The organism is Rhodopseudomonas infernalis (assembly GCF_022271405.1).
Classification (GTDB): domain Bacteria; phylum Pseudomonadota; class Alphaproteobacteria; order Rhizobiales; family Xanthobacteraceae; genus Rhodopseudomonas; species Rhodopseudomonas infernalis.
This window is the reverse complement of record NZ_JAJNAL010000047.1, coordinates 1-20,143: the sequence shown is the minus strand read 5'-3', so window position 1 is coordinate 20,143 and position 20,143 is coordinate 1. Positions and strand designations below refer to the sequence as shown.

The 20,143-nt window shown below is 67.3% G+C and carries 19 protein-coding genes and 1 riboswitch; of the genes, 5 read left to right on the top strand and 14 right to left on the bottom strand.

Annotation, left to right across the window (positions count from 1 at the left end; genetic code table 11):
* Positions 1 to 52: 52 nt before the first annotated feature.
* Both metW and metX read right to left on the bottom strand, forming a co-directional pair.
* Positions 53 to 748 (bottom strand): methionine biosynthesis protein MetW, encoded by a 696-nt coding sequence (metW, locus tag LPW26_RS22405; protein WP_238737931.1) that lies wholly within the window; start codon positions 746 to 748, stop codon positions 53 to 55.
* 1 nt (position 749) lies between these two features.
* Positions 750 to 1,940, bottom strand: a complete 1,191-nt coding sequence (gene metX, locus LPW26_RS22400) for a homoserine O-acetyltransferase MetX (RefSeq protein WP_238737930.1) — start codon at positions 1,938 to 1,940, stop codon at positions 750 to 752.
* Positions 1,941 to 2,038: 98 nt separating this feature from the next.
* Positions 2,039 to 2,118, bottom strand: a riboswitch (SAM riboswitch).
* Positions 2,119 to 2,305: 187 nt separating this feature from the next.
* Between metX and LPW26_RS22395 the strand changes: the two genes are divergently transcribed.
* Genes LPW26_RS22395 through LPW26_RS22385 form a run of 3 tightly spaced genes read left to right on the top strand, consistent with a single transcriptional unit; the run spans position 2,306 to position 5,229 of the window.
* Positions 2,306 to 3,154 (top strand): chorismate mutase, encoded by an 849-nt coding sequence (locus tag LPW26_RS22395; RefSeq protein ID WP_238737929.1) that lies wholly within the window; start codon positions 2,306 to 2,308, stop codon positions 3,152 to 3,154.
* A gap of 39 nt (positions 3,155 to 3,193) precedes the next feature.
* Positions 3,194 to 4,291, top strand: a complete 1,098-nt coding sequence (locus LPW26_RS22390; RefSeq protein WP_238737928.1) for a pyridoxal phosphate-dependent aminotransferase — start codon at positions 3,194 to 3,196, stop codon at positions 4,289 to 4,291.
* A complete protein-coding gene (locus tag LPW26_RS22385) occupies positions 4,288 to 5,229 on the top strand; it encodes a prephenate/arogenate dehydrogenase family protein (protein WP_238737927.1) in 942 nt (313 codons plus the stop codon). Before LPW26_RS22390 ends, LPW26_RS22385 begins: the two co-directional genes overlap by 4 nt.
* 22 nt (positions 5,230 to 5,251) lie before the next feature.
* On the opposite strand, the gene LPW26_RS22380 is transcribed toward LPW26_RS22385, so the two are convergent.
* The 6 genes from LPW26_RS22380 to purD all read right to left on the bottom strand — a co-directional run bounded on the left by LPW26_RS22380 (position 5,252) and on the right by purD (position 11,795).
* Complete coding sequence (locus LPW26_RS22380; RefSeq protein ID WP_238737926.1) at positions 5,252 to 6,022, bottom strand: maleate cis-trans isomerase family protein; 771 nt, start codon at positions 6,020 to 6,022, stop codon at positions 5,252 to 5,254.
* 1 nt (position 6,023) lies between these two features.
* Positions 6,024 to 6,947, bottom strand: a complete 924-nt coding sequence (locus LPW26_RS22375; protein WP_238737925.1) for an ABC transporter substrate-binding protein — start codon at positions 6,945 to 6,947, stop codon at positions 6,024 to 6,026.
* Positions 6,944 to 8,266 carry an MFS transporter gene (locus tag LPW26_RS22370; RefSeq protein WP_238737924.1) on the bottom strand — a complete coding sequence of 441 codons (1,323 nt, stop codon included), beginning with the start codon at positions 8,264 to 8,266 and terminating at the stop codon, positions 6,944 to 6,946. Before LPW26_RS22370 ends, LPW26_RS22375 begins: the two co-directional genes overlap by 4 nt.
* Before the next feature lie 102 nt (positions 8,267 to 8,368).
* The gene (locus LPW26_RS22365) at positions 8,369 to 9,277 is read right to left on the bottom strand and encodes a LysR family transcriptional regulator (protein ID WP_238737923.1); all 909 of its coding nucleotides are present in this window, start codon (positions 9,275 to 9,277) and stop codon (positions 8,369 to 8,371) included.
* A gap of 82 nt (positions 9,278 to 9,359) precedes the next feature.
* Complete coding sequence (locus LPW26_RS22360) at positions 9,360 to 10,265, bottom strand: alpha/beta fold hydrolase (protein WP_238737922.1); 906 nt, start codon at positions 10,263 to 10,265, stop codon at positions 9,360 to 9,362.
* A 246-nt stretch (positions 10,266 to 10,511) separates the two neighbouring features.
* Entirely contained in the window at positions 10,512 to 11,795 is a 1,284-nt protein-coding gene (gene purD / locus LPW26_RS22355; RefSeq protein WP_238737921.1) for a phosphoribosylamine--glycine ligase, read from the bottom strand.
* A gap of 222 nt (positions 11,796 to 12,017) precedes the next feature.
* Here purD and xseA point away from each other — a divergent pair, with 222 nt between their 5' ends.
* A complete protein-coding gene (gene xseA, locus LPW26_RS22350) occupies positions 12,018 to 13,631 on the top strand; it encodes an exodeoxyribonuclease VII large subunit (RefSeq protein WP_238737920.1) in 1,614 nt (537 codons plus the stop codon).
* Between the two features lie 10 nt (positions 13,632 to 13,641).
* On the opposite strand, the gene LPW26_RS22345 is transcribed toward xseA, so the two are convergent.
* Positions 13,642 to 14,487, bottom strand: a complete 846-nt coding sequence (locus LPW26_RS22345; RefSeq protein ID WP_238737919.1) for a dienelactone hydrolase family protein — start codon at positions 14,485 to 14,487, stop codon at positions 13,642 to 13,644.
* A gap of 176 nt (positions 14,488 to 14,663) precedes the next feature.
* Here LPW26_RS22345 and LPW26_RS22340 point away from each other — a divergent pair, with 176 nt between their 5' ends.
* On the top strand, positions 14,664 to 14,891 hold the full coding sequence (locus LPW26_RS22340; protein WP_238737918.1) for a DUF2093 domain-containing protein: 228 nt from the start codon (positions 14,664 to 14,666) through the stop codon (positions 14,889 to 14,891).
* 3 nt (positions 14,892 to 14,894) lie between these two features.
* Here LPW26_RS22340 and lpxK read toward each other — a convergent pair whose 3' ends face one another.
* From lpxK to LPW26_RS22315, 5 genes are read right to left on the bottom strand one after another with little or no spacing between them, the layout of a single operon-like run.
* Positions 14,895 to 15,914: a tetraacyldisaccharide 4'-kinase gene (gene lpxK / locus LPW26_RS22335; RefSeq protein ID WP_238737917.1), complete on the bottom strand. Its 1,020-nt coding sequence runs from the start codon at positions 15,912 to 15,914 to the stop codon at positions 14,895 to 14,897.
* On the bottom strand, positions 15,907 to 17,253 hold the full coding sequence (locus tag LPW26_RS22330) for a 3-deoxy-D-manno-octulosonic acid transferase (protein ID WP_238737916.1): 1,347 nt from the start codon (positions 17,251 to 17,253) through the stop codon (positions 15,907 to 15,909). Before LPW26_RS22330 ends, lpxK begins: the two co-directional genes overlap by 8 nt.
* A 16-nt stretch (positions 17,254 to 17,269) precedes the next feature.
* Entirely contained in the window at positions 17,270 to 17,515 is a 246-nt protein-coding gene (locus tag LPW26_RS22325) for a DUF4170 domain-containing protein (protein WP_238737915.1), read from the bottom strand.
* Positions 17,516 to 17,548: 33 nt separating this feature from the next.
* On the bottom strand, positions 17,549 to 18,364 hold the full coding sequence (locus LPW26_RS22320) for a 3'(2'),5'-bisphosphate nucleotidase CysQ (RefSeq protein WP_238737914.1): 816 nt from the start codon (positions 18,362 to 18,364) through the stop codon (positions 17,549 to 17,551).
* Complete coding sequence (locus LPW26_RS22315) at positions 18,351 to 19,748, bottom strand: TldD/PmbA family protein (RefSeq protein WP_238737912.1); 1,398 nt, start codon at positions 19,746 to 19,748, stop codon at positions 18,351 to 18,353. Before LPW26_RS22315 ends, LPW26_RS22320 begins: the two co-directional genes overlap by 14 nt.
* Positions 19,749 to 20,143: the final 395 nt, after the last annotated feature.

Below are 20,143 nucleotides of genomic sequence, written 5' to 3'. Positions count from 1 at the left end.
ACTCAGCGTTCCAACGCTCAAAGCGCCGGCGATGCGACGCTGCACAACCGGGCTAAGGCGCGACGTAGTCGCCCTGCGACGGCGGCAGCTTCTTCTCCGCGCGGCTGAGCAGAAACACGCCCTGCTCGCCGAACATATTCCAGAACCACCACGGCGCATTCAGGCGCAGGGGGCGACCGTAACGGTCGAGGGCGACGGCGCGTTCCATCTTGACGTTGATCTCGTCGCACAGCACGACGAAGTCCTTGATGGTGCAGAAGTGAATGTTCGGCGTGTCGTACCAGGTCGCCGGCAGGTTGTCGGTGCGCGGCATCTGGCCGTTGATCAGCAGCTGCAGCCGCATGTTGATGTAGCCGAAATTCGGAAACGACACGATCGCACGCCGGCCGATGCGCAGCAGATTTTCCAGCACGACGCGCGGCTGCCGCGTCGCCTGCAGGGTCTGCGACAGGATCACGTAGTCGAATGCATCGTCGACGTAGTTGTCGAGGTCGGTGTCGGCGTCGCCCTGCACCACCGCGAGGCCGCGCGACACGCAGCGGTTGACGCCCTCGCGCGACAGCTCGATGCCGCGGCAATCGACGCCGCGCGATTCCAGCAGCTGCATCAGGTCGCCTTCGCCGCAACCGACGTCGAGCACCTTGGAGCCGGCTTCGACCATATCGGCGACCAGCAGATGGTCGGCGCGATGCACCCGCAACATCGGCCGCTCGGACGTGCCCAGCGGCAAGCTTTCCTGCACCGCCATCTCAGTGCCCCTGGCCCAGTCCGCGCGCCGTGGCGGCCGAATGCAGGAACGCGCGGGCGATATCGATGAATTCCGGCTCGTCGAGCAGGAAGGCGTCGTGGCCCTTGTCGGTTTCGATTTCGGCGAACGACACCCGCGCCCCGCCGGCGTTCAGCGCATGCACGATGGCGCGCGACTCCGCGGTCGGAAACAGCCAGTCGGATGTGAACGACACGACGCAGAACCGCGTCTGCGTGCCGCGGAACGCCGCAGCCAGGACGCCGTCGTGATCGGCCGCAATATCGAAGTAATCCATCGCGCGGGTCAGATACAGATAGGAGTTGGCATCGAAGCGTTCGACGAAGGACGAGCCCTGGTAGCGCAGATAGCTCTCGACCTGGAAGTCGGCGTCGAACGAGAACGTCGGCAGTTCGCGGTCCTGCATCCGCCGGCCGAATTTGCGATGCAGCGCGGCGTCCGACAGGTAGGTGATGTGCGCGGCCATCCGCGCCACCGCGAGGCCGCGATGCGGATGGGAGCCGTGCTCGAAATAACGGCCGTGCGCCCAGTCCGGGTCGGCCATCACGGCCTGGCGGCCGAGCTCGTGGAAAGCAATGTTCTGCGCCGAGTGCCGCGTCGCGCAGGCGATCGGCATCGCCGAAAACACCCGGTCCGGATAGGCCACGGTCCATTGCAGCGTCTGCATGCCGCCCATCGAGCCGCCGACCACGCTGAACAGCCGGTCGATGCCGAGCCGGTCGACCAGCATCGCCTGCGCCCGCACCATGTCGGGGATGGTGATGACCGGAAAATCCAGACCCCACAGCTGGCCAGTCGCGGGATTGGTGGAGGCCGGACCGGTCGAGCCCATGCAGCTGCCGATCACGTTCGAACAGATGACGAAATAGCGGTCGGTGTCGATCGGCTTGCCGGGGCCGACCAGGGTCAGCCAGCCGCCGGGCTTGCCGGTGAGCGGGTGCACATTGGCGAGGTGCTGATCCATGGTCAGCGCGTGACACACCAGGATGGCGTTGCTCTTGTCGGCGTTCAGCGTGCCGTAGGTCTGGTAGGCGATCTGGAACGGCGCGAGATCGACGCCGCAATCGAGCCGCAGCGGCTGGTCCGGGCCGAAATGGGCGACCAGAGACGTCGGATGGTCTGCCTCATGGGCGCGCTCGCCGGCGACCTGCCCTTTCGAATGAACGTTCATCATACGCCTGCCACGGCCTCGACCCGGGCACCTCCCGGTCGTCCAGAGATAGTGATGGCAGGGTCAATAAAAAACCCGGCCTGAACATGGGTTCGGCCGGGATCAAAACGTCCCCGGCCTGTTTAGCGAGTTGTTTAACGTGGCTGCAAGCCGGCCGGCTCAAATGACCACGGGATTGACGGACAGTAGTCATAAAGCGGGAAGCCGTCAATATTCGGCCCTGCGACGGCCCCTTCACCCTCCCCTGGAGGGGGAGGGTGCCCCGCGGCCGGCGACCCTGCCCTCAATCCAAATTTCTTTGCGTTCAATCGTCTGGTTTCATAAGCAGATGGTCGCAGCGCTCCCCGCCCGCCTGAAGGTTCTTCGCAATGACCAAGCCGCCCTCGCCGCCGTCGCTCAACGAGCTCCGCCAGGAGATCGACAGCATCGACGCGCAGGTGCATCAGCTGCTGATGCAGCGCGGCGATATCATCGACCGGCTGATCGCCGTGAAGCAGACCCAGGAGGTCGGCTCGGCGTTTCGGCCGGCGCGAGAGGCCGACATGATGCGGCGGCTGGTGCAGCGCCACCACGGCATCCTGCCGCTCGACACCGTCGAGAGCATCTGGCGGGTGATCATCGCCACCTTCACCTATGTGCAGGCGCCGTTCTCGGTGCATGTCGACCAGTCGCTCGGCGAGTCGGCGATGCGGGATTCGGCACGCTTCCATTTTGGCTTCACCGTGCCCTATGTGCCGCATTTCTCGGCCTCGGCAGCGGTCGAGGCCGTGGCCCGATCGAAGGGCGATCTGGCGCTGGTGTCGGCGACCTCGGGCGCCACACCATGGTGGCTGGCGCTGGAGCCGGCGGGTGTCCCCAAGATCATCGCCCGGCTGCCGTTCATCGAACGCGCCGACCATCCGGCGGCGCTGCCGGTGTTCGTGGTGTCGCGGGTGGCCGACAGCGCCATGGTCACCGAGGTCGAGACCTGGAGCATCCGGGTGTCGGGCTGGAACGCCGAAATCGCCCGCGCGATCTCGCCATTGGCCGAGGTCGTGGCTGTGCCGGATACCGCTTTCGACGGCGCGGCGCTGCTGGTGTCGATTTCGGCGCCCTGCAGCCTCGATCAGATCAAGGCAGCCCTGATCGCAGCGGGGGCCTCCCTTCGTTCGTCGGCTCTCGTCGGCAGCCACGCGAGGCGCTATACGGTGCCCCCGAGTGGCAAGCCGACACCCTGAGGGGCCGGCTTCAGGCCGCCCGACCATCCGGAGTTGACGATGTCCCGTCCCGTGCCGAAACCCGGCATCCTCGATATTGCGCCCTACACCCCCGGCAAGAGCCCGGTTCCCGAACCCGGCCGCAAGGTGTTCAAGCTCTCGGCCAACGAAACGCCGTTCGGCCCGTCGCCGCACGCGATCGCGGCCTATAAGAGCGCGGCGGACCATCTCGAGGATTATCCGGAAGGCACCTCGCGGATTCTGCGCGAAGCCATCGGCAAGGCCTACGGCCTCGACCCCGACCGCATCATCTGCGGCGCCGGCTCGGACGAGATCCTCAATCTGCTGGCCCACACTTATCTCGGCCCGGGCGACGAGGCGATCTCGTCGCAGCACGGCTTTCTGGTCTATCCGATCGCCACGCTGGCGAACGGCGCCACCAATGTGGTGGCCGAGGAGAAGGACCTGACCTGCGACGTTGATGCGATCCTCGCCAAGGTGTCGCCGCGCACCAAGCTGGTCTGGCTCGCCAACCCCAACAACCCGACCGGCACCTACATCCCGTTCGACGAGGTCAAGCGGCTGCGCGCGGGCCTGCCGTCGCATGTCGTGCTGGTGCTCGACGCCGCCTATGCGGACTATGTGTCGAAGAACGACTACGAGATCGGCATCGAGCTGGTGTCGACCAACGACAACACCGTGCTGACGCACACCTTCTCCAAGGTGCACGGGCTGGCGGCGCTGCGCATCGGCTGGATGTTCGGGCCGGAGAATATCGTCGACGCGGTCAACCGCATCCGCGGCCCCTTCAACGTCTCGATCCCGTCGCAGCTCGCCGCGGTCGCGGCGATCCAGGACACCGCGCATGTCGATATGTCGCGCATCCACACCGAGAAGTGGCGCGACCGACTGACCGAGGAGTTCACCGCGCTCGGGCTGACCGTGACGCCGAGCGTCTGCAACTTCGTGCTGATGCATTTCCCGACCACGCCGGGCAAGACCGCGGCCGAGGCGGATGCGTTCCTGACCAAGCGTGGCCTCGTGCTGCGCGCGCTCGGCAACTACAAGCTGCCGCACGCGCTGCGGATGACGATCGGCACCGACGAGGCCAACGAGCTGGTGATCGAAGCGCTGCGCGAGTTCATGGGCCGGCCATGACCTCTGCGCCGTTGTTTCGAAAGCTGGCGCTGATCGGCTTCGGCCTGATCGGCGGCTCGATCGCCCGCGGCGCGAAAGCGCTCGGCCTCGCCGGCGAGATCGTCGCCACCGCACGCTCGCCGCAGACCCGCGCGCGCGTGCAGGAGCTCGGCATCGTCGATCGCGTGGTCGAGAGCAATGCCGAGGCGGTCGACGGCGCCGATCTCGTCATCCTGTGTATTCCGGTCGGCGCCTGCGGCCCGGTCGCGCAGGAGATCGCGCCGCATCTGGCGCCGGGCGCGATCGTCTCGGACGTCGGCTCGGTCAAGGGCGCGGTGCTGAAGGCGATGGCGCCGTATCTGCCGGAGGGCGTGCATTTCGTCCCCGCGCACCCGGTCGCCGGCACCGAGAACTCCGGCCCCGATTCCGGCTTCGCCGAACTGTTCGTCAACCGCTGGTGCATCCTGACGCCGCCCGAAGGCGCCAATGCCGACGCGGTCGACAAGCTCGGCGCGTTCTGGCGCGGGCTCGGCGCCAATGTCGAAGTAATGACCGCCGACCACCACGATCTGGTGCTCGCGGTCACCAGCCATCTGCCGCATCTGATCGCCTACACCATCGTCTCCACCGCCGAAGAGCTCGAAGGCGTGACGCAGTCGGAAGTGCTGAAATTCTCCGCCGGCGGCTTCCGCGACTTCACCCGTATCGCCGCGTCCGACCCGACGATGTGGCGCGACGTGTTCCTGACCAACAAGGACGCGGTGCTGGAGATGCTCGGCGAATTCCAGGAAGACCTGTCGAAGCTGACCCGTGCGATCCGCCGCGGCGACGGCGACGCGCTGTTCGAGCACTTCTCGAGAACCCGCGCGATCCGCCGCGGCATCGTCCAGATCGGCCAGGACGACGCCGCCGCAGACTTCGGACGGCGGCCGAAACAGCTCGGCGCCAAGGCGGAGTAACGATCCCGGCTCGGTGTGCGGGCTATGCGCCCGCCGCCTGCGCGGCGACGCGCTGCGTCACCTCGAACAAACGCCCGAACCGGCGATCGGCCGACGCGAAACCGTGCTGATCCAGCAGATACCAGACCATGCACTGGTTGCTGGTCAGCACCGGCATCGCAATCCGGCGCTCCAATTCGGCGATGATCGGCAGCGATTTGATCGCCGTGCAGCTGATCAGGCAGGCGTCGGCAGGGGCAGCGGCCTCGCGATGCGCCCAGTCCAGCAGCATCGCCGGCTCGCACCGCCCCATCTCGGCGTTGGTATCGATGCCGAGCCAGGCACTGTCCGCCACCTCGAATCCGCCGGCGACCAGGAAGTCGGCCTCGCGCTGATGAACCTCGCCGATATAGGGCGTCAGCAACGTCACCCGCCGTGCCCGCAGCCGCCGCAGCGCTTCGACGATCGCATCCGCCGTGGTGAAACACGGCAGACCGGTCGCCGCCTGGATACGGTCCCGGATCGATCCGGCGAGATCAGGCGCGAAGGTCGACACCGCCGTGCAGTGAAACACGATGACGTCGACCTGTGCATCGGCGAGCAGCCGTGCCGCGGCCTCGAGCCCGTCCAGCATGGTCATCAGTTCGGCGCGCGAACTGCCGCGCAGCGGCAACCGCGTCACCAACGCGGAGACGCCCGGCGGCAGCATGGCGCGAATTTCAGGCTCTGCGACCGAATTGCCGGACGGGACCAGCACGCCGGCGCGTAGCCGGCCTCCGTAGTCGATCTCGACCAGAGCCGGTTCGGCCGGCATCTCAGACCCGCGCCTCGGCGGCGCCGATCTCGCGCTGCGCCGCGTGCAGATAGCTGCGGTTGATGTAGTCGCTGGCCGCGGTCTTGGTGCGGTTCGGCACCGCGCGGATCAGCGACGAGATCTCGATCAGCGCCTGCACCGCAGCGTCGCTGGCGTCGCCATCGCGGGGGAAGATCTCGTCCTGCGTGTACTCGCTCCAGGCCCGCCGCGCGTAGTCCTCGGTGATGCCGGTTTCCTGCACCGCGATCAGCGTGACGGCGTCGCGGTCGGCGAAGAACAGCTGGTGGGCACGCACAAAGGCCCGCATGAACGGCCGCATGATCTCCGGGTTGGCCTTGGCCCACGCACTGTCGACATTGAGCGAGGTGAACTGAAAGAACGGCACCTCCTGGCGCGGCTCGCACAGGCTCGGATATCCCTGGTCGAGCGCGATGTAGTTCAGCGGCGCACCCTGCAGGCCGGCGTCGATCTCGCCGGACTGCAGCATCTCCCAGCGCGTCAGGATCGGCCCGACGGCGCGCATGTCGTAGTCGCGCGGATATTCGAGGCCGCGGGCCGACAGCAGTTTCATCACCAGCGACGAACTGCCGGCCTCGATCGACGACACCCCGACGGTCTTGCCGCGTAGATCCTCGATCGATCGGATCGCCTTGCCGGCTACGAAGGAGAACGGCAGGCGATTGACGTTGCCGCCGATGATCTCGAGATTGCCGCCGGCCTCGCTGTCGAGCACGACGTGCTCGGTGATGCCGTAGCCGAGTTGGGCGCGGCCGTCGCGGATCCGCTGGGTGACGTCATCGACGCCTTCATACAGTTCGATCGCGACGTCGAGGCCCTCGTCGGCGAACAGCCCGCAATGCTGCGCGACCCAGATCGGCAGATTGAAGTAGTTGCGGGAGACTGCGGTGAACGTGATCTTCTTCATCGTGCGGCCTTTCCAACGAGTGAGACGGCGCCGTCCTGCGGGTCGCCCTGCGGCTGCGGGCTCAGGCGGATCGGGGAACGGGCCCCGAAGGTGATGACAACGGCACCGCCCAGCAGCAGCACGCCGGCGATCAGGAAGGCGCCCGAATAGCCGCCGGTGGCGGCGACGACGTAGCCGGTGACGATCGGCGCCGCGGTGCCGAACACATTGCCGCCCATGATCAGCAGGCTGGTGGCGACGCCGTTGTAGCGGCCGTCGACCATCAGATCCGCAGTCAGCGCGATGTTCATCGCCATCGCGGTGGCGACGCACGCCAGCGAGATGCTGATCAGTGCCTCGATCAACCAGATCGACTCGACGAACGGAGCCGCGAGGATCACCGAGGACAACAGCAGCATGGCGGCGATCAGCTTGCGGCGGTCGGCATTGCCGGCGCCTTCGCGCTTCAGCAGCCGGTCGCTGAACCAGCCGAGGCCGAGCCCGAGCACAGCCGCGACGCCGTAGGGGATCGCCGAAAACAGCCCGGACTTCAGCACGTCCATGCCCTTCGTCGCCGCCAGGTAGCTCGGCAGCCAGGTCATGAACAGATACAGCGTGTAGCCGGCGCATCCCTGGGTCAAAGCCAGCGCCAGCATCGACGGGCTGCGCAGCAGGTTCTTCAGCGCCGCGAATTGGCTGCCGCCGCTGTCCTGCGCGGCCACCGCGCCGCGCGTGCTCAGAATCAGATCGCGCTCGTCCGTGCCGAGCCACGATGCGGCTTCCGGGCGGCGATAGAACAGGAACCACACCACCGCCAGCACCAGTCCGAAGGCGCCGGTGATGTAAAAGGATTCACGCCAGCCGAAGCTGACGATCAGCGTGCCGACCACGACCGAGCCGACGCACAGACCGGCATGCGCGCCGGAATTGAGGAACGCCGAGGCGAGCCCGCGCTCGCTCTCCGGCGCCCATTCGCGGATGATCTTGCCGCCGGCCGGATAGCTCGCCGACTCGCCGATGCCGAGCACCAGGCGCGACGCGAACAGCGACGAATAGGTGGTGGCGAGGCCGGTCCAGATTCCGGCCAACGACCACAGGCCAAGCGTGCTGTAAGTGACGGCGCGGCCGCCAAACCGGTCCGCCAGCAGCCCCATCGGGATCAGGCAGATCAGATAGGTCCACAGGAATGCCGAGAAGATGTAGCCCATGTCGATCGGCGACAGCTGATAAGTGTCCGCGATCGACTTCGCCGCAACTGACAGGTTCACCCGGTCGAGATAGTTGATGAACATCAGCACGAACAGGCCGGCATAGACTAAATAGCGCTTCCTCGAAGCCATCGTGTTCCTCCCGGTGTTTCTTGTTTGTTTGTCGGGACGACGATGTCACGAAGCGCTGCAGCAAATACAACTCATAATGGTCATGACGCTTATGAACCGGATTCATACGGCGGCGAGGAACTCGCGCGCGATTAGCGACCGCATCCAGCCATGACCCGGATCTGTGCCGTAACGCGGATCCCATTCCAGATCGATCGCGAAGCGAACGTCGTCGAGCGGGAACGAGGTGGCGACGTGGACCGCCTGACGATCCTCGTCGCGCGCCCAGCGTGCCGGCATCGCGGCGACCAGATCGCTGTTGGCGACGATATGGCGGGCATCGCGCCAGCTCGGCACGCTGAACACGATGTTGCGCGCGTAGCCGCGTAGCCGCAGCGCATCGTCGATGATGTTGGTACCGATGGTGCCGACCACTTTGACGTGGTCCAGCGCCGCATAGGTCGCCAGCGTCATCGCCCTGCGACGCGCCGGGTGACCGCGCCGCATCAGCACAACGAATTTCTCGTCGACCAGCCGCAGCCGTGCGCGGTCCTCTGTGGCGGTGCCGGTCGCACCGAGCCGGACGTGGATCTCGTCGCCGATGATCTCGTCCTCGCGCGGATCGCCGCTGAAATGCGCCGCGTCGAGCCGCACACCCGGCGCAACCCGCCGCAGCGCCGGGCAAAGCCGTTGCAGCAGATGGCTGGAGATGTATTCCGACAGACGCAGCCGAAATGTCCGCTCCGCCGTGGCGGGATCGAATACGGCCGCGTCATCGATGGTGCGCTCGAGCTGTTCGAGCGCCGCGCGCGTGGCCGCGGCGATGTCGAGCGCCCGCCGGGTCGGGTTCATGCCGGTCGGCGTCCGCACGAACAACGGATCGCTGAACGCGCGTCGCAACCGTCCCAAGGCGTGACTGACCGCAGATTGCGTCAGTCCGAGCCGCACCGCTGCCTTCGAGACGCTCCGCTCGGCGACGAGCGTCTCCAGCATCACAAGCAGATTGAGGTCGATCTTGCGCGATCGCAGCATCGGGCGGCTTTGCGGCATCTTCCGCAGCTAGCACAATTCGATCAGGCTGCGGATGAGGAACTTGCCCTCGCGCGCATGGCCATTACGCGGCCGTGAAAAACTTCAGCAACGCGTCCGCGGTCTGCTGCGGTGCTTCCTCGGTGAGGAAGTGGCCGGAGTCGACCGCATGGCCCTGCACATCCTTGGCCCAGGTCTTCCATGTATCGAGCGGCGTGGCCGCCGACTGCGCGATGCCGGCGTCGCCCCACAGCGCCAGCATTGGCACTTCAATCTTTTTGCCCGCTTCGACATCGGCCTTGTCGTGCTCGTAGTCGGCGAACGCGCCGGCGCGGTAGTCTTCGCACATCGCGTGCAGCCGCATCGGATCGCGGAACAGCGCGAGGTAGTGCTCGAGCGCGCGCGGATCGAAGCAGGACAGATCGTGCTTCTTGGCCCAGCTCGCCAGCTTGTTCTTCAGGAAGAAGTCGGACGCGGCGCCGATCAGCGTCTCGGGCAGCGGTGCGGGCTGCGCCAGGAAGCTCCAGTGATAGATCTTCAGCGCATAGGCGCGGTCCATCCGCTGCCAGTATTCGTAGGTCGGCAGGATATCGAGCGTCGCCAGTTTGGTCAGCCGCCCCGGCTGATCGAGCGCCATCCGGTAGCTGACGCGGCCGCCGCGATCATGACCGGCGAGGCCGAACCGCACATGGCCGAGCTGCTCCATCGCCTCGATCAGTTGCCGGGCCATCGCCCGCTTGGTGTAGGGCGTGTGCTCGGCGTCGCTCTCCGGCATGTCGGACCAGCCGTAGCCGGGCAGATCCGCGATGATCAGCTTGAACCTCTCCGCGAGCTTCGGCGCAACGCGGTGCCACATCACATGGGTCTCGGAGAAGCCGTGCAACAGCAACAACGGCGGCCCCTCGCCACCGGTGCGGGCGAAGATCCGGCCCGACGAGGTGTTGATCCACTCCGAGCCGAAGCCCGGAAACAAGTCGGCTAGATCGGGCATCGGCGGTTCTCCCTTGGTGATTTAGCACAGCGAAGCAACGCGGTCGGCGCAACCTCTCCCGCTTGCGGGGGAGAGCCTGCCCTCGGGCTTGACCCGAGGGTCGGATCGCGTCAGCGATCCGGGTGGGGGAAGCTGAGCCTCCGAACGACGTGGCCTCTGTGCTCGGCTCGCCCTCACCCCAGCCCGCTCCCGCAAGCGGGAGAGGGGGCGCGCCGAGCGCGATGCACGTCTCCCGCATAAATCGAACTACTTCCCCTTGCGTTCCCGGGCCACGGCCTGCCAGCCGATATCGCGGCGGCAGAAGCCTTCGGGCCAGTTGATCACGCCGATCGCCTCGTAGGCGCGGCGCTGGGCTTCGGCGACGGTCTTGGCCGAGGCGGTGACCGCAAGCACGCGGCCGCCATTGGCGAGGATCCAGTCGCCGGACGCGATCGTGCCGGCGTGGAAGATCTGCACGCCGGGGATTTTCTCGGCGCGGTCGAGGCCGGCGATGCGCGTGCCCTTCTCGTAGGAGCCGGGATAGCCCTTGGCGGCCATCACCACGGTCAGCGCCGGCTCCTCGAACCAGCGCAGCGTGAAGTGCTTGAGCTGGCCGTCGGCGCAGGCGAGCAGCGCCGGCACGATGTCGGACATCATCCGCATCATCAGCACCTGGCATTCCGGATCGCCGAACCGGACGTTGTATTCGATCAGTTGCGGACCTTCATCGGTGATCATCAACCCGGCGAACAGCACGCCCTTGAACGGCGCGCCCATCGCCTTCATGGCCTTCAGCGTCGGAGTGATGATCTGGTCCATCGCCTGCTGGCAGACCGCGTCGGTCATCACAGGCGCCGGCGAATAGGCGCCCATGCCGCCGGTGTTCGGTCCCTTGTCGCCGTCGAAGGCGCGCTTGTGGTCCTGCGCGGTGGCGAGCGGCAGCGCGTGCTCGCCGTCGCACAGGACGAAGAACGACGCCTCCTCGCCAACCAGGAAGTCTTCGACCACCACTTCGACTCCGGCATCGCCCAGCGCGCCGCCGAACATCATGTCGATCGCGTCTTCGGCCTCGGCCAGCGTCATCGCCACCACGACGCCCTTGCCGGCGGCGAGCCCGTCGGCCTTGACCACGATCGGCGCGCCCTGCACGCGGATGTACGCCTTGGCGGCCTGCGGATCGGCGAAGCGCTCATAGGCTGCGGTCGGGATATCGTGCGCCTTGCACAGATCCTTGGTGAAGCCCTTCGAGCCTTCGAGCTGCGCCGCCTTGGCGCTGGGCCCGAACGCCTTGATGCCGGCCGCGCCGAGATCGTCGACGATGCCGGCCGCGAGCGGCGCTTCCGGCCCGACCACCACCAGCTCGATCGCATTCGCCTTGCAGAACTCGATCACCGCCGCATGGTCCGTCACATCGAGCGCCACGCAGGTCGCCTCGCGGGCGATGCCGGCATTGCCCGGCGCGCAGAACAGCTTGGTGACGAGCGGCGAAGCCGCGATCTTCCACGCCAGCGCGTGTTCGCGCCCGCCCGAGCCAAGAAGGAGAATATTCATCGCGCCGCCCGACCGTACCCGTGGATCCGAAGCCGGGGTGTAACACGCCCGGAAAACGGGGCAACGGCCCGCGGCGCGCATGTGGATATGTGGTCAATCGCTGCAAAAGCCGCCCGCGGCATGATCCCGCCCTCTCCGCATGCGATGTGAGATCGGCAAGCGGTTGGCGCGCCGGCCGAAAGCCCTTACCTTCCGGCTTCGATCCTCCAACATCCGAATCGCATGGCCCGCACGCTCGCTCCCCAAGCCCTTGCCAATGTCGGCGAATTCACCGTCTCCGAGCTGTCGCAGGCGCTGAAGCGGACGGTCGAGGACACCTATGGGCACGTCCGCGTCCGCGGCGAGATCTCCGGGTTTCGCGGCGCGCATTCGTCCGGGCATTGCTACTTCGCGCTGAAAGATGAGAGCGCCAAGATCGAAGCGGTGATCTGGAAGGGCGTCGCCGGACGGATGCGGTTCAAGCCGCAGGAGGGCCTCGAGGTCATCGCCACCGGCAAGCTGACCACCTACCCGGGCTCATCGAAATATCAGATCGTGATCGAATCGCTGGAGCCCGCCGGCATCGGCGCGCTGATGGCGCTGATGGAAGAGCGCAAGCGCAAGCTCGGCGCCGAGGGCCTGTTCGACGAGGCCCGCAAGCAGCTCTTGCCATGGCTGCCCGAAGTGATCGGCGTCGTGACGTCTCCGACCGGCGCCGTCATCCGCGACATCCTGCACCGGCTCGAAGATCGCTTCCCGCGCCGCGTGCTGGTATGGCCCGTCAACGTGCAGGGCGAAGGCTCGGCCGAACAGGTCGCTGCCGCGATTCACGGCTTCAACGCGCTGCCCGAGGGCGGGCCGATCCCGCGGCCGGATCTGCTGATCGTCGCGCGCGGCGGCGGCTCGCTCGAAGATCTATGGTCGTTCAACGAGGAGATCGTGGTCCGCGAGGTGGCCGACAGCATGATCCCGCTGATTTCGGCGGTCGGCCACGAGACCGACGTCACGCTGATCGACTTCGCCGCTGACAAGCGCGCCCCGACCCCGACCGCTGCGGCCGAAATGGCGGTGCCGGTGCGGGCCGAGCTGTTCGTCGAGGTCGGCGGCTTTTCCCGGCGCATGATGCTGTGCTGGTCGCGCAGCCAGGATGCCCGCCGCAACGAGCTGCGCGCTGCCGCCCGGGCGCTGCCGGCCGCGAACGAACTGCTCGCGGTGCCGCGGCAGCGGCTCGACGGCGCCACCGCCGGCCTGCCGCGCGCGCTGCGCGCCAACACCCACGCGCATCACCGCCGCTTCGCGCGAGCTGCCGCTGGGATGACATTGAACGTGCTGAAGGCACAGGTGGCACACAGCGCGCATCGGCTGTTGGTGAGCGGGCAACGCTTGCAGCACTGCACCCGCGCGGTGCTGCGGCATCGCCGCGACCGGTTCGACGGGCTGGCGATCCGGCTGCAGGCATCCAAGCTCGCCAACGAGCAGGCGCAGCGGATGCGGATCGCGCGCGAGCGCGAACGGATGCTGCGGCTGTCCGAGCGCGCCCGCCGCGCGCTGGCGACCCTGCTCGACCGCCAGCAGGCCCGCGTCGACACCACCGGAAAATTGCTGACCGCGCTGTCCTACCGCGGCGTGCTGGCGCGCGGCTTTGCACTGGTGCGGGACGCCGAGGGCCACGCCGTGCATGCCGCCGCGGCCGTGACCGCCGGCGCCAGACTCAGCGTCGAATTCGCCGATGGCCGCGTCGGCGTCACCGCGGATGGCGGCGATGGCACCGCTAGCGAAGGGACTCGGCCGACGGCGTCGCCAAGGCCGGCGCCAAAGCGCATCGTCAAAGCAGCCGATCAAGGGTCGCTATTTTAGCCGACAAGAGCTATCGCCCGAGCCAATGCGCGACGCGCCTTTCAGCATCGGCGCGCGCCGCCGCGTCGAAGCCGAGATGACCCGGCTCCGCCGCTTCGGGATCGGCCACGCTGGTCAGGTGCAGCTTGATTTCGGCCCGGTCGAAATCGTGATAGGCGCCGGGATACACCACCAGACGCGTCAACGCGCTGCGGCCCTGCGCGCCGTCGACCATCGCCCTGCAGGCAGACGCCGAGGTGATATCGTCGTCCCCGCCGATCAGCACCAGCGTCGGCACCCTGGCGCTCCAGCCCAGCCGCGCCGAGCTGCGGCAGTCCGGATAAAACGCCACGGCCGACCGAAACTCGGGCTCGCCCCTGGCCAACGCGCTCTGCGGCCGCACCGCCCATAGCAGCGCACTCGCGCCGGTATCCCATCCGATCAGGCCGATGCGCTGGCGAGCCACCCACGACTGCTCGGCCAGCCAGTGCCGCGCCGTACTGATATCAGCCAGCCGCTCGCGCCGCGTCGTCATGCGACGGGTCTTGGCGCGGCATTGCGGACCCAGCTCCCGCGACCCGTAACTGTCCGGCAGCAGCACCGCGTGGCCGGTCTTCAGCAATTGCTCGGCCCAGTCGGCATAGCGCGGCCGCACCGGGGCCGCGTTGCCGGTCAACCCGGCGCAGCCATGCAGCGCGATCACGGTGGGAAACGGGCCGTCGCCGTCGGGCTTGTAGAGCTGCGCCCGCAACACCCCGCCGGCACGGGGAATCTCGACGGCCACCGACTTGGACGGGGATGCCAGCGCGACCGGCGCGAACGCGACGTGGCCCGCGCACAGCAGGGCAGCGATCAGGGGGAGAAAGCGCAGTCGCATCATCGGGTCCCGGCGGAAGTTGTCCGAAGACTCGCCGCTGCAAAGATTAACATGTGGATTCGGTCCCGATTCATCACAAGTCGGTGGCCGTCCACCTCCGCCCGTGGGGCGGCGCGAATTTGGATTTGGCGCGAAATGCATTATGTGTGGGGCGACCACCAGTTCAGGAGACAGCCGTGCTCAACAAATTTGGCCCGTCCGGCTCGGGCGAAGCGCAGGTGCAGTATCTCGATGGCGACTTCCGCGTGATCTCGCCCGGCACCTACGTCCGCTGCGCCGTCACCGGGGTGCAGATTCCGCTCGACGAGCTGAAGTACTGGAGCGTCGACCTGAAGGAAGCTTACGCCACGCCCGAAGCGGTGCTGCAGCGGCATTTTCCTGAAGCCGGCACGCTGAAGGCCTGAGCCTCAGCGCGCGCCTGACCGCCTCGCATGGATCTGATTGATTCGTTCGAGCAGCAGCATCCGCAGCGGCGCTGCATCCTCGATCTCGAGCGTCACCAGTAGCGGCGTGATGCGGCTGGTGAGCTTGGAGGCCGCCTCCCCGATCCGCGCCAGATCCTTCTCCGTCGTCACCAGCGTCAGCCCGCCGCGGCGCGCGTCCTCGTCGAGGCGCGCGAGCTCTTCGGCGGAGAACGGGTGATGATCGGCGAACGCCCGCTCCTCGACCACCTCGATCCCCGCATGGCGCAGCGTCGCGAAGAATCGCGCCGGATCGCCGATCCCGGCGAAGGCCAGCGCCCGGCAGCCCGCCAGCGCGGCCAGCGCCGCCTCGTCCGGGCGCAGCCGCGCGCGCAGCACCGGCCCACCACGCGCCGCAATGTCGGCGGCGATGCCGTCGGCCGCGTTGCCATCGCCGATGATGATCAGCGCGTCGGTGCGTTCGAGCTGCAGCCGCAGCGGCGCGCGCAGCGGGCCCGCCGGAAACACGCTGCCATTGCCGACGCCGCGCCGGCTGTCGATGACGATCAAGGAGAGGTGCTTGATCAGCGCGGGGTTCTGAAAGCCGTCGTCCATCACGATGACGCTGGCGCCCTGCGAGCGCGCCAGCGCGGCGCCGTCGACGCGATCACGCGCGATCACGACGGGAACGCGGCGCGCCATCATCAGCGGCTCGTCGCCGACATCGGCTGCACGGTGGCGCTGCGGATCGACGGCGATCGGGCCGTGCAGCCGCCCGCCATAGCCGCGGCTGAGCACCACCGGGCGCTCGCCGAGTTCGCGCAGCAGATCGACCAGTGCCAGCGTGGTCGGCGTCTTGCCGGCGCCGCCGAGATGATAATTGCCGACGCAGATCACCGGCACGCCGACCTCGAGGCCGGTCCTGTGCATGCGGCCCGCGGCGATCTCGCCGTAAATGGCGCCGAACGGCAGCAACAAGCGGGACAGCAAGGACGGAGGCCGGTGCCAAAAGGCCGGCTCACGCATTGGCGGCGTCCTGCTCGATCTGCAACTGCAGCAGATAGGGTTCGAGTGCCGCAACCGTGCGATCGAGCGCGCCGCCAAGTCGTTCGACCACATCGGTCGCCGCATGGATCGAGGCCTGCCGGGCCGAAGCATCGGACAACAGCTGCCCGAACCGCCGAACCAACGTCTCGACATCGCCAGCCGTGAACGCGCCGCCGGCCTCGTCGAGTGCGCGGTAAACCTCGCTGAAATTCGCCACGTGCGGCCCGTGCACGATCGACGCGCCGAGCTTGACGGCCTCGATCGGATTCTGGCCGCCGTGCTCGATCAGAGAGCCGCCCATGAACACGATGGGCGCCAGCCGATAGAACAGCCCGAGTTCGCCCATGGTGTCGGCGACATAGATCCCGGTCGCGGCCGTCGGAAGCTGCTCGCGCGAGCGCAGCGACGCCCTCAGCCCTGTCGTTTCGACCATCTGGGCGATCTGCTCGCCGCGATGCGGATGCCGCGGCACAATCACGGTGAGCAGCGTCGGAAATACGCCCACCAGCGTGCGATGCACGTCGAGCAGGATCTCTTCTTCACCCGAATGGGTCGACGCCGCGACGATCACCGGACGGCCGCGCGTCACCGCCATCAGCCGTTCCAGCCGCGCCGGATCGCCGGGCGGCGGATCGACATCCATCTTGAGATTGCCGGTGGTGATGACGTTGGGGCTGCCGAGCGCCGCGAACCGCTGCGCATCCATCTGCGACTGCGCCAGGCAGATGTCGAACTTGCCGAGTAGCGTGCCGATCGTCGCCGCCGCACGCTGCCAGCGCGGGAACGAGCGCGGCGACATCCGGCCGTTGATCAGCACCATCGGCAACCGCCGCGCCGCAGAGGCCAGGATCAGGTTCGGCCACAGGTCGGATTCGATGAACAGCGCCAGCGACGGCTGCCAGTGATCGAGGAAGCGCGCGACGAAGCGCGGCGCGTCGTAGGGAATGAACTGATGGATAATGTCGGGGGGAAACCGCTTCGCCACGATCTCGGCCGACGTGACGGTGCCCGAGGTCAAAAGGATCCGCAGGTTGAGGTCGCGAAGCCGCTCGATCAGGCCGGCCGCGGCGAGCACTTCACCGACGCTGGCGCCGTGGATCCACACCAGCGGCCCGTGCGGACGAACATGCGCCGCAACGCCGCGGCGCTCGCCGACGCGTGACGGCTCTTCCTTGCCTTGCTTGAGCCGCCGCTTGATCAGCAGCGGCGCGAGCGGAGCGACACCGGCGGTGAGCTTCTGATAGACGCGCAGCGTCATCGGCAGCGGTTCGGCCAGCAATGGCCCCGCCTGCCACCGCGGAGGTGACGCGCTTGTCATCGCGGTCAAAGCCTCGTCAATGCGCCGGCTTCGCGTCCTGGCCGGGATCCAGCAGGCGATGCAAATGAACGATGAAGTAGCGCATATGGGCGTTGTCGACGGTCTGATGCGCCTTCGCCTTCCACGCCGTGTAGGCGGTCGCGTAGCTCGGGTACACCCCGACGATCTCCACCTTGTCGAGGTCGCGGAAGGTGACGTTCTCGAGATCCTCCAGCTCGCCTCCGATTACGAGATGGAGCAACTGCTGCGCATTGTCGGACATCAAACTTCCTCAGCGGAAAAAGGCGAGCGCGGGTCAGCTCCCGGGGCGAATACGGAAATGCTCGACGATCCGAGCATGTCGATCGCGCCCGGCGGCCACCAGCACCCCATGCGTGACCTCTGGACGATTGTAAACGATGGGTTCGCCCGCGAGACTCGTTAGTTTACCATTCGCTTCGTGCACGATCAAATCGGCCGCAGCGAGGTCCCAGTCGCGGCTTTGCCCGCCCGCGAAGGCGACGTCAAGGCGATCATAGGCCACACCGCACAGCCGCAGCGCCAACGAGCCGATCCACGGCAAAATCTGCACCGTCTTCGGCAGCGTCATGCGTTCGATCAATGGCTTCGGCCCGGCCAGCCGGGCGGCCTCGAAGTCCACGCCGGCGCTGGCGCGGATCGGCACGCCGTTCAGCGTTGCGCCGGCGCCGCGCGCGGCGAAGTAGAATTCGTTGGTCACCGGCGCGAACACGGCGGCCAGCAGCGGCGATGCGTTCTCGACCAGCGCCGCCGACACGCACCAATCGCTGCGGCCTGCGAGGTACGACCGGGTGCCGTCGATCGGATCGATAATCCAGACCCGGTGCTTACGCAGCCGCTCCGGGTCGTCGGCACTCTCTTCGGACAGCCAGCCATAGTCCGGCGTCTGCGATTGCAGCCGATCACGGATCAGATCGTTGGCGGCGATATCCGCCTCCGACACCGGCGATGAGGCGCCTTTCGTCCAGTTCCGCACGTCGGTGCCGAACATCGACAGCGCCAGCGCGCCCGCTTCGCGGACGGTGGCGGCGAGCAGCGCGGCGTCGGGCGGAAGCCCGGCGCTGTATCCGATATCGGGACTAGCGTCCGGCAATCGTCAGCCCCTCGATCCGCAGCGTCGGCGCATTGACGCCGTAGCGGAAGCTGAGATCGTTCGCCGGGGTCAGGGTCTTATAGATCTCGAACAGATGACCCGCGATGGTGACTTCGCTCACCGCGTAGGTGCACTCGCCGTTCTCGATCCAGAACCCGGCGGCGCCGCGGCTGTAGTCGCCGGTCACGCCGTTGACGCCGGAGCCGATCAGGTCGGTGATGTAAAAGCCTTGCTTGATGTCGCTCATCAGCTCGGCGGGGCTGAGCGTGCCGGCTTCGAGATGGACATTATAGGCGCCCGGCGACGGCGACGACGACACGCCGCGATGCGCATGGCCGGTGGTGGTGAGGCCGAGTTCGCGCGCGGTCGCGCAATCGAGCAGCCACGACGTCAACACGCCGTCATCGACCACCGCGAGCTCCTTCACCGCGACGCCTTCGGCGTCGAACGGCTGCGAGCGCAATCCGCGCTTGCGCAGCGGATCGTCGACGATTCGGACGCCGTCGCGGAACAGCTTGTCGCCGAGCCGATCCTTGAGGAACGAGGTCTTGCGCGCGATCGAGGCGCCGTTGATGGCGCCGATCAGATGCCCGACCAGCGAGCCGGCGACGCGCGGATCGAAGATCACCGGCACCTTGCAGGTCTCGACCTTGCGCGGAGCGAGCCGGGCGACCGCGCGTTCGCCGGCGACGCGGCCGACCGTCTCGGGGGACATCAAATCTTCGCCATGCGGCGCCGTGGTGTATTCGTAATCGCGCTCCATGCCGGTGCCCTCGCCGGCGATCGCCGTCATCGAGATGCCCTGGCTCGAACGCAGATAAGCACCGTGGAAGCCGGTCGACGTCACCAGCACCATGCCGCCGATCCCCGACGACGCCGACGCGCCCCCCGACTTGCTGACGCCCTTCACCGCCATCGCGGCCTCTTCGGCCGCACGCGCGCGGCGTTCGAGTTCGGCGGTCGACGGCGTCTGCGGATCGAGCATATCGAGCTGCGGGACGTCACGCGCCAGCAGCGACGGATCGGCGAGGCCGACATATTTGTCGTCGGGCGCGACGCGCGCCATCGCCACCGCGCGCTCGGCCAATCGCGCGACGCCGTCGCCGGTGATGTCGTTGGTGGAGACGACCGCCTGGCGGCGCCCGACCAGCACGCGCAGCCCGACGTCGTCGCCTTCCGAGCGCTCCGACTCCTGCATCCGCCCGTCGCGTAGTTCGACGCCGTGCGAAACTCCGCGGACCGCGACCGCATCGGCCTGATCGGCGCCGGCCTTCAGCGCAGCGTCGACCAGCCGCTGCGCGAGCTCGCTCAGCGCCGACTGATCGAACAGACCTTGATCCACCGATGTGGAAGACGACAGTGACGCAGCTGGTGAAGAGTTCACAAACAAAATCCTGAAGCTGAAGCGGAAAGGCGGCGGTTCGAAACGCCGACGGCGTCACCAGAGATGTGCCTGATCGGCGCGGACTTCAAGCACTTTGCGCGCTGCCGGACATGGCGATTGTCGGCTTTCCCGCAAGCTTTCGTCAATCATGCGAGCCAAGCTTCTGTCAATCATGAGACGCGAAGCAGGCCGAGTCAGCTTCGATTAACCAGGCTTTTTAAGCGATTCCGGACCGCGCTCTGGCAAGCTCCACGCATCGACCGGGTACATAAATCCGGCGGGGAGAACAAAGCCGTGAGGCGTCAAACAGCAATAGGCGGAAGTGCTTCCGCCGGGGGGGGGCGCGCGCGGGGGGGGGGGCCCCCCCCACAGCCGCGACCCGGAGGCGCCCCCCC